The following is a 12503-nucleotide window of genomic DNA, read 5'->3' as shown; positions in this document are numbered from 1 at the left end:
AAATTTCTTGAAGTGCTAGATGTAACGGCTTGCAATCGAAAACAGCCGTGTTCGCAATCAGCGCGATTCCAGTTGAGATCAACTGCGAATGGCGGAGCTATCCGGCTCACATATCTGCGGGCGACCTTGCATAACATTTACGCTGCTGGCGAGTGCACCGACCAGCCACAATTGGCTAGTTGCGGCGCAGCTGGGACCCGGGCGACAATCAATATGACGGGCGGTAAAGCGGCGCTCGACCTTAACGCTATGCCAGGAGTGCTCTTCACTGACCGGCAGGTCGCGGCAGTCGGCTAGAGCGAGGGGCAAGCGCACCAAGCTGGTATCGAGACGGACAGTCACATGCTCAGCCTAGATAATGTGCCGCGCGCGCTCGTGAACTTCGACACACGCGGCTTTATTAAGCTCGTGGTTGACTCCACCGCCGGGCAACTGATCGGCGTACAAGCTATGGCTCCGGAAGCTGACAAGTTAATTCAAACGGCAGAGCTGGCAATTCGCCATCGCCTGACTGTGCAAGAATTAACTGACCAGTTGTTCTCTTACCTGCCCGTGGTAGAGGGCTTCTGCGCATCAAGCGATCAGCTCTTGCAACATCTTTGCCATCCGGCGCGGATTCCTGATCCGCTCTTTCAGGTCAGCAATATGCGCTTGCGCAAGGCGTTTGACATCGGAACTTTGCCGCGACCGTTCATTCCACAGGCTGAGCAGTTCACCAATCTCCATTATCGAGAAGCAGAGGTCTCGTGCACGCCGGATGAAGCGCAGACGATGTACGTCGCTCAAGGCGTATGCCCGGTAGCCAGACTCTCTGCGCGCCGCACGCGCAATCAACTCTATCTTCGTAGTAGCAAATCATTTTGTCGGTACACCAGACGCTTTCAATGCTTCACCAATATTCATGTCAACTCCTTCATCTCATTCGTCTTTCAATGGCGGTTGAAAGCCGCGCAGTCGCAACGCGTTGGCAAGCACGAAAACGCTGGACAATGCCATCGCGCCGGCGGCGAATACCGGTGACAGCAACACGCCATACGCGGGATACAGCATGCCTGCCGCCATCGGGATCAGGGCCGTGTTATAGGCAAAGGCCCAGAACAGATTTTGGCGGATGTTGCCGATGGTCGCTTTCGACAGGGCGATAGCATTGGGGACGCCCTGAAGACTGCCTGACATAAGCACCACGTCCGCTGCTTCCACCGCGACATCGGTACCCGTGCCGATCGCCAGGCCGACGTCAGCCTCGGCCAGCGCAGGTGCGTCGTTGATACCGTCGCCTACAAACGCGACGCAACCGTGTTCGGCTCTAAGCCGCTGGATCGCCTCCACTTTACCCGCGGGTAGGACTTCAGCAACAACCTCGTCAATTCCGAGACGTGACGCGATCGCCTTGGCGGTACGTTCGTTATCGCCGGTAATCATCGCAACTTTCAAACCCAGGCGGTGCAAGGCAGCGATGGCAGCGGGCGTGTGCACCTTGATAGGGTCGGCCACGGCAATAACGGCGGCTAGGCGCCCATCGATTGCAGCATACAGCGGAGATTTTCCTTCCTCGCCAAGCTTCTGCGCCGTCTGCGCGAAGCCTGCTACATTCAGGCCAAGCGAGCGCATGTACCGATCAGCCCCCACTTCCACGCGCACGTCCTTCACTAAGGCGCGCACGCCCATTCCGGTAACGGATTCGAACTCAGTAAACGCCGGGAGGATTAGGCCCTCTTTCTCAGCAGCCTCGACGATTGCATGCGCGATCGGATGTTCGGAGCGCGACTCTACCGCTGCAATGCTTGCCAGTACCTGAGCACGCTCGAAAGTGGGGTCAACTTCCAAGTCAGTCAGGGCCGGCCGTCCTTCAGTCAGCGTGCCGGTTTTATCCAGCGCCACCACTTTCGCGTCCTTCAGGAGTTGCAATGCTTCGCCCTTACGAAAAAGCACGCCTAGCTCCGCCCCGCGTCCAGTACCGACCATGATCGAGGTTGGCGTCGCAAGCCCCATCGCGCACGGGCAGGCGATAATGAGTACCGCCACGGCGTTCACCAAGGCGAAGCTCAGCGCCGGTGACGGACCGAAAGCGAGCCAGATCAGGAAGGTGGCCAGGGCCACCCCCATGACTGCCGGCACGAACCACATCGTTACCTTGTCGACCACCGCCTGGATCGGCAACTTGGAGCCCTGTGCCTGTTCCACCAGGCGAATGATCTGGGCGAGCACCGTTTGCCCACCCACGGCTGTGGCCCGCAGGGTAAAGGCGCCCTTCTGGTTGACGGTGCCACCTACCACGGCACTTCCATTTGATTTTTTTACCGGGACAGGTTCGCCGGTAATCATGGATTCGTCGACGTAACTGTCGCCCTCCATCACCTCGCCGTCGACCGGAATAAGCTCGCCCGGACGTACCTCAACCACATCGCCGGCGACGACGTCGCCAATCGGAATGTCGGTTGCACGGCCGCCGCGTTCCACGTGGGCCATTTTTGCCTGCAGGCCGACCAGTCGTTGGATGGCCTGCGATGTGCGCCCCTTTGCCTGGGCCTCCAGAAACCGTCCCAGCAGGATCAGTGCCACGATCACGGCCGCCGCTTCGTAGTAGACGTTCACGGTGCCGGCCGGCAGCAGGCCGGGCATGAAGGTGGCGACCAACGAATACGCATACGCGGCTAACGTACCGACAGCCACGAGCGAATTCATGTCCGGCGCAAGCCGCAGCAGTGCGGGAAACCCTTTGGTATAGAAACGGCGTCCTGGGACGAGCAATACCAAGGTTGTCAGCACGAACTGCAGATACCAGCTCGGCCCTTGACCGATGTTCTCCATGATCCAATGGTGCATGGGAGGGATCAGGTGCGAGCCCATCTCGAGAATGAAGACCGGCAGCGCGAGCGCCGTGGCGAGCAGCAGGTCGCGCTTGAGCGCCGATCGTTCTGCATCTTTCCTAGCTTCGGCCTCGTCATCGCCGGAGCGAACATTGGCGTCAAGGCTGCGGGCTTCATAGCCGGCCTTCTCGATTGCCGCCAGCAGCGCATCAAGCGCCGCCACGCCGCGTATCGTCGCACGCTCGGTCGCCAGGTTCACCGTAGCCTGGCTCACGCCCGGCACGGCCTGAAGCGCACGCTCGACTCGCCCGACGCACGATGCGCAGGTCATGCCTTCGACAGACAGTTCGATTGTCTGCGCAGGAACAACGTATCCTGCTTTCTCGATTGCCTGGACCAAGGCAGCACGGTCGACCGGGCCGTTTCCGCTCGCCCGTACTTCCGCCCGTTCCGTCGCGAGGTTAACCACGACGCTGCCGACACCTTGGACTTTTCCAAGCGCCGCCTCTACGCGTCCGACACAGGAAACACAGGTCATTCCTTCGATCGGCAGACTGATGGGTGCTGCGCTGGTACCAGACATTGCTTTGTTTGAAATGCTCATGTTTGGTCATTTACATTGCCTTCAACATACTGGCACCGTAAACCTTTTCATCGTGGGAAAGTCAAGGACTCAGGTCAAACTCGCGACGCAGTCTTACGGACGCACGAAGAGGTGGAGGCTGAGCCGTATGGGTGCAAACTGACAATGTGTCCGAGGCTGTCAAGAACAGTGCAAAAACCGGGTTTTAAATTACGTACTGGTCAGGCTGATCTGACCTTCCTGGCAAGCGCGGTCTTGCGCTTCAAATCTCTTCGATAGCGGGGCCGCTATTTTTTAACGAGCGCGGTGGCATGACGCTTTGCATAGGCGTAGGCAGTCGCTGCAATCCCCAATCACCAGCGTGCGTTGCCATATGGAACCCATCAGCCAGTAGGGCCATCGATCCGGTAACGTAGCCAGCGCCTGTTTCAGCGACCATCATCACGACAGTAGGAGTGACAACCCATGGGCGCCCTTGGCATGCCAGTACTCAACTGATTTTCTGAATTAAGGTATGGTCGGCGACTGCCATAATCGCTGCAAAAGCCTCAGGCGTTTGGATAGAGGTGGCCTAGCCCTTGAAGCGCTACAATGTGCAGCGGATAAAACCAATAACTCCAAGCCGTAACCGGCCATAATTTGGTGTTTATTTTCCGACGGAGAAGCCAAAGTCCGATCAGCGGCGCAGCTAAAGCTACGAGTAAAGCCATGATTGAAGAAACTTCCATATTCATGGCGCGAGTCCAAGCAGTCCCTCGCGTATTGACGACCACGCATAAAACGGCCGGTAAGAGCCAAAACAAGCCGGCCTTCTTCTGAATCGCGATTAGTGTAGCTGCAGGGATAAGGCATCCCCAGAATCCATACATCAAGGGCGTATGTAGCAGAATGGCTGCAGCCAAGCCTACGATAGCCAAGAAACCGCTGGATAGGCATCGGTGATGAACCCCCCAAGCTATTACCAATCCCAACGTGAGGGTAGGCATTACGTTGAAAGTCTGAGCGATTTCGAAATAGCGGTAGGGCACCTCCGAGATAGCGGAAAAGGCCAGCATGAGTCCTAAATAACGCCCATTAGCCTTTGTCGCGAATTCGCCCTTCGTAGAGCGGGCGACGTTTGCACCAATAACGAGACAGAAGAGCGGAAACGAAAGGCGCCCAGGGATGAAAAGGTCGGTGAGATTTGGCAGGACCATACGTAAGTGATCGATCACCATGGTAACCAATGCAAGCCATTTGACCAAATCAAGGCCGCCTTCGCGCTGGCTTGTGGGAAGCTTTTTGCTAAAGTGCTGCTCCGCCATATAGTTCCTTCCACGGACCAATGAGCGCCTCTCGTGCCATGTCCAGCGGCATGCGCTATATCCGGAACGGGCCGCGTACTCTCATCCCCTTGAGGTCTGTAGCCGCACTTCGCTTATCGTGACTGCCGGACAATGAATTAGGAAGTTTCTAAGTCGAGACCCACAGCTAAGCAACGTATTTTGAGGAGCGGCGCCGTCTGGCGCCGCTATAGCGTACCAGTATGTTGACCTTGCCGGCCAAGACTAGTGTTTGCTGAGCCAGGCTTTCAGTTTCGCGACGTCTGCGGTTTGGTCTTTGATGGTTTTCTCTGCCATCTGTTTGATCGTTGGATCGTCTGTATTCTTTAACACGATTTGGGACATATCGATAGCGCCTTGATGATGCTCGACCATCATCCTGGCCCAGCTTTCCGATGGGTCAGAAGTCATGCCTTTCATCATCCCTTGGTTCATCTTTTGCATTGCCTTTTCATATTCGTCCGATGCTGCTCCGCTCATGGCGGACGAAGCGGCCTTGTTCTGGCTATTTTTCTCAGTGTAAGCCGAGTGAGCGTCGTTGTTAGCTGCGAATGACAACGGCACAAGGCCCGCAAAAAGAACGGTTCCAAGCGAAGTGCAAGCGAGAAATTTCTTGATCATTGGTCTACCTCAGAGCTTTTTGGCTGTCAGTACAGGACCGTGACTAAAGACCTGTTCACTTACCTTAGTCAAAGAAAATCAGAGCAGGTGCCATTCGAGGCGGGTTTTTTTAACGTGGCCGCCCAATGCTTGCGCACCAAGCACTGCGTAAGTCGGCTCACATCACGAGTAACTACCCATTGTGCAGCTTCGGTATCACAGGTCGGAAGCGATGGCTTTATAATCTCGAAAGACTTGGTCGCCGGCACCAGCGGTCAAATGTCTCCAACGCTGTGGCGTTAATGCGTTCCAAGGAGCCTGTTGAAGCTTTCATAAATGTAATTTTGGCGTCATCTGTTCGTAAGCTTCCAGTCATCAACATCTGCGCTTGCCGGTGGCTCTTAAACAATAATAAAACAGGTCGATATGTCTTTTAAAGCAATCTGCCGATTCGTACGGAGCGCATATGACTCACCTCAAAAAAATATCTCTCGCCATCCTTTCGACCCTCGCTGGTGTTGCGCCTATTGTTGGCTCCGCGGAGGAGCAGAAGGAGGGGTTCGTCGAGGGCAGCACTCTAAATGTGTTGAGCCGAACTTTCTATATGAATCGAGACAGCCGCAAAGGGCAGTCTAGCCCTACTGGGAACGGTTACTCCGAGGCTTCTGCGCAGGGGTTCATTGGCAAATTTGAATCAGGCTTCACCCAGGGTACATTCGGTGTCGGGGTCGACGCGTTTGCCCTTATGGGTTTGAAGCTCGACACCGGGAGAGGAAGAAACGGTTTGCAGAGCTCCTTCAACGTTCTGCCTGTGTACAACGACGGTAAGGCAGACGACGAGTACACCAAGGTGGGTGGCTCACTTAAAGCACGAGCATTTGATACCGTTGTTAACGTTGGTGACGTATTCCCTGTTACGCCTGTGGTTTCGTATGGTGACTCCCGCGTGCTGCCCGAGAGCTTCCGCGGCGTGACTGCCATCAACAAAAGCATTTCCGGCTTGACCCTTCAGGGCGGTAGGCTCCACTCCATGAGCCAGCCCCAGTCCACGTCCATGCGCGATAATTTCGAGACCTTCTATGCTGGTCCAGTCAATTCGCCCTGGGTTGCATATTTTGGCGGCGACTACGATGCAACTGACCGTTTAACGCTCAGCCTTTACGGAAGCAAGTTGAAAGATGCCTGGGACCAGAAATACGCCTCTGCTTTATACGTGTACCCACTTTCTGACCAGATGGCCTTAACGGGCAGTGTGAACTATTACAACGCAACGGATGATGGGAAGAAACTTCTTGGCAAGTTCGATAATGATATCTGGAGCATTAAGGTGGGCCTGAAATACGGTTCTCATACCTTGTCAATTTCGCATCAGAGAAACCAAGGGGATGACGATTTTGACTATCTCAGACAATCCGACTCGATTTACGTTGCCAACTCCATTCAATACAGCGATTTCAATTCGCCTAAAGAGCGTTCATGGATGGCGACATACAGCTTGGACATGAGCAACTTCGGCGTGCCAGGCCTTTCGTTCATGACTCGCTATGGCAAGGGAACGGACGCTGATTACTCTAGTGCCAACAGCACCTACATGCGTCGAGATTCCGATGGAAATCCGCTAAAAGATCAGAAACGCTGGGAGCGAGACATCGAAGCCAAATACGTCGTTCAAGCCGGTAGCTTGAAGGACATGTCATTCCGGGTTCGGCAGGCTACAACTAGAGCCACAGCATTTGAGTCCGACCTGGACGAAATCAGACTGATTGTAGAGTACCCTCTCAGTGTGCTTTGACAAACAGAGGCTACCTCTACGTTTAGCAGCTGAAATGGCAAAATCGCGCCAGTTGTTAGGCTCACACGGTTAGGATTGTGCATTATTTAATGATGCAGATAAATAGCCTTGGATAGGCCTGCATGGTTTAACAGGTTGTGCATATCATGTACTTAGGCCGAAAGGTATATCCTGTCGGTACGACATTCACCTTTAGAAGCTCCCATGCTCCTTTGGTCAAGGTGAATCTTTAAGCGCCTGTTAAGGCGCTTTTTTTTGTCTGCCAGATTCGGCGTAAACGACAAAAACCTAGGTTTGCAGTTTTCCGCCCGCCGCACCGCTTGCAGGCCTCAACTAACTTAAAAAATAGTTCAGGCTAACCGTAGGCAATTCCACTCGCGTCAATGGTGAGCACTTCTCATGGGGCTGATGAATGCGCTGAGATTAGAAGCGCACCAGTGGCCAGGAACCGTTGCTGTCCCGACCGGATGTTTGCCGACTAGTCGCCGTTTCCGTCTTGCTTAGCGTAGGTCTTACAGCAAATCGTTGACAGAGCGAAGACGGACGTTTGCCTGGGGTAATTTCCAGATCCCTTTATCCCCCCGCATATCACCAAAATGCAGGATGAGCCAGACGGCTTAGCTTTCAGATTTGTAATTTTCGGCTAAGGCTGCTGAAAGCCTGACTCACTTAATATTCTCATCAAGCACAACGCTTCACCTCCTGCCAATCAGGCAGAGGTATCACAAGGAAAAAAGCATGAAGATCTCCAAAATTCTCGTTCTGACCTGCAGCTTGGCAATCTCTTCTTTCGCGCTTGCAGAAAGCGGCGGCGACCGCACGTTTGACCGGATGATGAAAGCGCGTGAGGTCGCGGTCCAGGCTTATAACGAGTCGGCGGCAGCGGCTCCAAACCGCGATGTGGCGCAGCAAGAGTCTAAGGCCTCGAAGCCGCACGGCTGATATCCCAACCTTACCGAATTGTAATCATGCTGTTGGCTGGCTTGTGGCATCTTTCATCCAACACGCTCGTGGCTGCTAATCTGAATCTTGATATGCGCATCTCACGTGCTAGCTATACATCCGACTGATGGGAACAAATCGGTATGCAATCCAAGACTTCTCGGCGCACCTTCGTAAAAGGTCTCGCAGCTGGCGGTATCCTCGGCGGCCTCGGGCTATGGCGCACCCCTGTATGGGCGGTTACCAGCCCAGGCCAGCCCAGCGCTCTGTCGGGTACTGAGTTCGATCTATTTATAGGCGAAACCCCGGTGAACATCACAGGTAAAGCCCGTACGGCTATGGCTATCAATGGTGGGATTCCTGGGCCGCTGTTGCGCTGGCGGGAAGGCGACACAGTCACGTTGCGTGTTAAGAACCGGTTAAAGGAAACGACGTCCATTCACTGGCACGGAATAATTCTTCCAGCAAACATGGATGGCGTGCCGGGGCTCAGCTTCCACGGCATCGAAGCTGACGGGATGTACGTCTACAAGTTCAAGGTCAAGCAGAACGGCACCTACTGGTATCACAGCCACTCCGGGTTTCAAGAGCAGGTCGGCGTATATGGGCCGTTGGTTATCGATGCCAAGGAGCCGGAGCCTTTCAAGTACGACCGCGACTATGTGGTGATGCTGACCGACTGGACCGACGAAGACCCTGGCGCCTTGATGAGCAAGCTCAAGAAGCAGTCCGATTACTACAATTATCACAAACGGACGGTTGCAGATTTCATTCACGACGTCAGCGAAAAAGGGTGGTCGTCGACCGTCGCTGATCGAAAGATGTGGGCCGAAATGAAGATGAACCCCACTGACATCGCAGATGTGAGTGGAGCGACCTACACGTACTTGATGAATGGCCAAGCGCCAAACATGAACTGGACGGGCATCTTCCGGCCAGGCGAGAAGATCCGCCTTCGCTTCATCAACGGTTCGGCGATGACGTACTTTGACGTCCGCATCCCAGGGTTGAAGATGACGGTAGTGGCGTCTGATGGACAATACGTCAAGCCTGTCAGCGTGGATGAATTCAGGATCGCAACAGCCGAAACTTATGATGTGATCGTCGAGCCCACCCAAGAGGCGTACACGCTTTTCGCCCAGTCAATGGACCGAACAGGGTATGCATGTGGAACGCTGGCTGCCCGTGCCGGTTTGACTGCCCCAGTACCGCCGTTAGATCCGCGTCCCCTTGTGACCATGGCCGACATGGGCATGGCGGGGATGGATCATGGTGGGATGGCCGGCATGGGGGACATGGCTGGCATGGATCACAGCAAGATGCAGGGCATGGACCAGGGCGGTATGAAAGGCATGTCTGGTATGGATGGTGGTGACATGAAAGGCATGGACAGCATGGCTGGCATGGACCACAGCAAGATGCAGGGCATGGACCAAGGCGGCATGCAAGGTATGTCTGGTATGGACGGTGGGGACATGAAAGGCATGGACATGGCTGGCATGGACCATAGCCAGATGTCCATGGGCGGCATGTCTGGGATGGCGGGGATGGGCGCTATGCAGTCCCATCCAGAAACCGAAAAAGACAATCCGCTGGTCGATATGCAGGCGATGTCGACCTCGCCGAAGCTCGACGACCCCGGCATGGGCCTTCGCGACAACGGGCGCAAGGTTTTAACTTACTCGGATCTAAGAAGTACTTTTGAAGATCCCGACGGCCGCGATCCCGGTCGCACGATTGAGCTCCATCTGACAGGTCATATGGATAAGTTCGCTTGGTCGTTCAATGGCGTGAAGTTTTCCGACGCAGAGCCGATACGTTTGAAATACGGCGAAAGGGTCCGTGTTGTATTGGTCAACGATACGATGATGACTCACCCGATTCACCTGCATGGTATGTGGAGCGACCTTGAGGACGAGAACGGCAATTTCATGGTCCGTAAGCACACGATCGACATGCCCCCAGGCTCCAAGCGTAGTTATCGAGTGACCGCCGATGCGCTTGGGCGTTGGGCTTACCACTGCCATCTACTTTTCCACATGGAAATGGGGATGTTCCGTGAAGTACGTGTGGAGGAGTAAGAAATGACCATGAGAACCAATTTGCGCATCACCTACGTACACGTAGCGGTCGTAGCTGCCGGGCTAACCTTGGGCCCAAGTCAATGGGTAGCGGCAGCCGACAGCGCCAAAGCCTCGGACCACGGGCAGATGCAGGGTATGGATCAGAGCCAAATGCAGAGCATGGACCATAACCAGATGCAAGGCATGGATCACAGCCAGATGCAGGGCATGGACCACAGCCAAATGACCGGGATGGCCCCCAAGACCCAGCAGGCGCCGACTCAGAGCCGCACGCCAATTCCTGTTCTGACGGATGCTGATAGAGCCGCTGTCTATAACGCTCCCGGCGGCCATGAAGTACATGACAGTGGCTACAACTCGTTCATGCTCATTGACCAGCTGGAATGGCAGAACGCAGATGAAGGCAGCGTCCTTAACTGGGACGCCAAAGGTTGGATCGGCGGCGATGTGGACCGTCTGTGGTTGCGCACAGAGGGTGAACGGACCAATGGCAAAACCGAACAGGCAGAGGCGCAAGCATTATGGGGTCACGCTATCAGCCCCTGGTGGGACGTGGTGGGTGGGGTGCGTCAGGATTTCAAACCTGGTGATCCGCAAACGTGGGCTGCGTTTGGCCTTCAGGGCTTGGCGCTCTATAACTTCGAAACAGAAGCCACGGTTTTCCTTGGCGAGGGCGGCCAAACCGCTGCGAGACTAGAAGGTGATTACGATATTCTGCTGACGAATAAGCTCATTCTTCAGCCCACCGCCGAGATCAATTTTTACGGAAAGAATGATCCTCAGCGCGGCATTGGATCTGGCCTATCCGAAACCGAATTAGGCCTTAGATTACGTTATGAAATACGGCGAGAATTCGCACCCTACATCGGGGTGACATGGAACCGATCATATGGAAACTCTGCCGATTACGCCCGAGAAGAAGGCGAGGACCGCAGCGAAGCACGCCTAGTTCTTGGTGTCCGTATGTGGTTCTAAACGCATCTTAAAAGTGACACAACAAACCAAACCTCAAACCTACAGCTTTGCGCTGTGAGGAGCCTTGCATGTCTATTTTCAAAACTACTGCTGTTGCTGTTGCGCTGTCTGGCGGCCTGCTGATGAGCGCCTTGGCCCAAGCTCACCCTAAGCTCGTGTCGTCCACGCCCGCCGAAGGTGAAGCGGGTGCGGCTCCAAGTAAGATCGAACTGCATTTCTCCGAGAACCTCGTGACTCAGTTCTCTGGCGCCAAGCTGATCATGACTGACATGCCTGGCATGCCAAACTCCCCCATGGCTGTAAAGGCCAATGTCGCTGGCGGTAGCGACCCTAAAACCATGGTCGTCACACCAGCTTCACCTTTGACCGCAGGCTCATACAAGGTGGAGTGGCGCGCTGTGTCATCTGACACGCATCCAATAACCGGAAATGTTACGTTCAAAGTGAAGTAAGCCATGAGCGACTCTGTCAACGTTGTACTGCGTTTTGCCCTTTATACGGACCTGATGTTGCTGTTTGGCTTGGCGGTATTTGGGCTCTACAGCCTACGCGGACGAGAGCGGATATCGGGGGCAGTGTTGAATTTTGAGTCGCTGCTGGTTGCGACCGCTGCAATGGGAATGGTGCTTTCCGTCGTCGGGATGATTGTTCTTGCGCAAAACATGAGCGGCGCTGCTGACTGGGCGGAGCTCCAACCCCACATTGGGATGATGCTGACTGAAACCGAAGTTGGTTTTACCTGGATCATCCGAATGTTCGCTCTGGCTCTGGCGCTGCTTGCGGCGACCCAGAACAAGCGCTGGCCGTCGTCAAGCCTCTGGATTGCTGCAACAGGTGCGGGGCTTGCGCTTGCTTCGCTTGCCTGGAATGGCCATGGGGCAATGGACGAGGGAACCCGCAGGTTCTGGCACTTTGCCGCTGACATCCTGCACCTGCTAGCGGCGGGAGGCTGGATCGGGGCCCTGGCTGCGTTCGGACTGTTGTTGAGGCTTAAAAAACTTGAGGCGAAGCACCTGATCGAGGTCCTTTCACGTGCGTTAACGGGTTTTGAGTCGGTAGGCGCTCTTATCGTTGGGGTCATTGTCGCAACGGGCGTGGTAAATTACCTGTTCATTGTAGGGCCCAGCCTGGATGGCGTCACCGACAGTACCTACGGTATTTTGCTTTTCGCAAAACTCTCGCTGTTCGGTGGAATGGTGGTACTCGCAGCACTCAACCGGTTCCACCTCAGCCCATTACTGGAGCAATCATTACAGGCGGGCGACTACACAACAGCGGTAAATGCTCTGAGGCGCAGCATGGTCCTGGAGTTCTCCGCTTCGGTGGCAATTCTTTTGCTGGTAGCTTGGTTAGGTACATTAAGTCCAGCGATGGACATGGCTGCCTGATAGCTAC

The 12503-nt window shown here is 54.9% G+C and carries 9 protein-coding genes and 2 pseudogenes; 7 read left to right on the top strand and 4 right to left on the bottom strand.

Translation table 11 applies throughout. The features are described 5' to 3' along the window. Nucleotides 1-126: 126 nt before the first annotated feature. Nucleotides 127-564 (top strand): annotated as a pseudogene (locus BBI10_RS27325) (mercury(II) reductase); the annotation flags it as partial. Nucleotides 565-918: 354 nt separating this feature from the next. Here the strand turns inward: BBI10_RS27325 and BBI10_RS18110 are convergent. From BBI10_RS18110 to BBI10_RS18100, 4 genes and pseudogenes are all read right to left on the bottom strand, one after another. Further along, a complete protein-coding gene (locus tag BBI10_RS18110) occupies nt 919-3414 on the bottom strand; it encodes a heavy metal translocating P-type ATPase (protein WP_065990750.1) in 2496 nt (831 codons plus the stop codon). Between the two features lie 284 nt (nt 3415-3698). Beyond that, nucleotides 3699-3859: pseudogene (locus tag BBI10_RS26735) on the bottom strand (cation transporter); the annotation flags it as partial. 82 nt (nt 3860-3941) lie between these two features. Beyond that, on the bottom strand, nt 3942-4697 hold the full coding sequence (locus BBI10_RS18105; protein WP_065990748.1) for a TraX family protein: 756 nt from the start codon (nt 4695-4697) through the stop codon (nt 3942-3944). Between the two features lie 243 nt (nt 4698-4940). Then, a complete protein-coding gene (locus tag BBI10_RS18100) occupies nt 4941-5336 on the bottom strand; it encodes a DUF305 domain-containing protein (protein WP_065990746.1) in 396 nt (131 codons plus the stop codon). A 445-nt stretch (nt 5337-5781) separates the two neighbouring features. Here BBI10_RS18100 and BBI10_RS18095 point away from each other — a divergent pair, with 445 nt between their 5' ends. From BBI10_RS18095 to copD, 6 genes are all read left to right on the top strand, one after another. Next, a complete protein-coding gene (locus tag BBI10_RS18095) occupies nt 5782-7107 on the top strand; it encodes an OprD family porin (RefSeq protein WP_065990744.1) in 1326 nt (441 codons plus the stop codon). Nucleotides 7108-7845: 738 nt separating this feature from the next. Beyond that, on the top strand, nt 7846-8049 hold the full coding sequence (locus BBI10_RS18090) for a co-regulatory protein PtrA N-terminal domain-containing protein (protein ID WP_065990741.1): 204 nt from the start codon (nt 7846-7848) through the stop codon (nt 8047-8049). Between the two features lie 143 nt (nt 8050-8192). After that, nucleotides 8193-10130 carry a copper resistance system multicopper oxidase gene (locus BBI10_RS18085; RefSeq protein WP_065990740.1) on the top strand — a complete coding sequence of 646 codons (1938 nt, stop codon included), beginning with the start codon at nt 8193-8195 and terminating at the stop codon, nt 10128-10130. 9 nt (nt 10131-10139) lie between these two features. Then, nucleotides 10140-11108 (top strand): copper resistance protein B, encoded by a 969-nt coding sequence (locus tag BBI10_RS18080; protein ID WP_371136447.1) that lies wholly within the window; start codon nt 10140-10142, stop codon nt 11106-11108. Between the two features lie 68 nt (nt 11109-11176). After that, nucleotides 11177-11560, top strand: coding sequence for a copper homeostasis periplasmic binding protein CopC (gene copC, locus BBI10_RS18075; protein ID WP_065990737.1), 384 nt, complete (start codon nt 11177-11179; stop codon nt 11558-11560). A 3-nt stretch (nt 11561-11563) separates the two neighbouring features. Continuing rightward, the gene (copD, locus tag BBI10_RS18070) at nt 11564-12496 is read left to right on the top strand and encodes a copper homeostasis membrane protein CopD (protein ID WP_065990736.1); all 933 of its coding nucleotides are present in this window, start codon (nt 11564-11566) and stop codon (nt 12494-12496) included. Nucleotides 12497-12503 lie beyond the last annotated feature (7 nt).

It is taken from the genome of Pseudomonas graminis, from assembly GCF_001705435.1.
GTDB classification, from domain to species: domain Bacteria; phylum Pseudomonadota; class Gammaproteobacteria; order Pseudomonadales; family Pseudomonadaceae; genus Aquipseudomonas; species Aquipseudomonas graminis_B.
The sequence above is the reverse complement of the archived record's forward strand: the minus strand, read 5'-3'. Positions and strand labels throughout refer to the sequence as shown.

Bases quoted from the DNA above. Each gene is read 5' to 3' on its own strand.
- BBI10_RS18110 (WP_065990750.1), bottom strand. From the start codon at position 3,414: ATGAGCATTTCAAACAAAGCAATGTCTGGTACCAGCGCAGCACCCATC.
- BBI10_RS18105 (WP_065990748.1), bottom strand. From the start codon at position 4,697: ATGGCGGAGCAGCACTTTAGCAAAAAGCTTCCCACAAGCCAGCGCGAA.
- BBI10_RS18100 (WP_065990746.1), bottom strand. From the start codon at position 5,336: ATGATCAAGAAATTTCTCGCTTGCACTTCGCTTGGAACCGTTCTTTTT.
- BBI10_RS18095 (WP_065990744.1), top strand. From the start codon at position 5,782: ATGACTCACCTCAAAAAAATATCTCTCGCCATCCTTTCGACCCTCGCT.
- BBI10_RS18090 (WP_065990741.1), top strand. From the start codon at position 7,846: ATGAAGATCTCCAAAATTCTCGTTCTGACCTGCAGCTTGGCAATCTCT.
- BBI10_RS18085 (WP_065990740.1), top strand. From the start codon at position 8,193: ATGCAATCCAAGACTTCTCGGCGCACCTTCGTAAAAGGTCTCGCAGCT.
- BBI10_RS18080 (WP_371136447.1), top strand. From the start codon at position 10,140: ATGAGAACCAATTTGCGCATCACCTACGTACACGTAGCGGTCGTAGCT.
- copC (WP_065990737.1), top strand. From the start codon at position 11,177: ATGTCTATTTTCAAAACTACTGCTGTTGCTGTTGCGCTGTCTGGCGGC.
- copD (WP_065990736.1), top strand. From the start codon at position 11,564: ATGAGCGACTCTGTCAACGTTGTACTGCGTTTTGCCCTTTATACGGAC.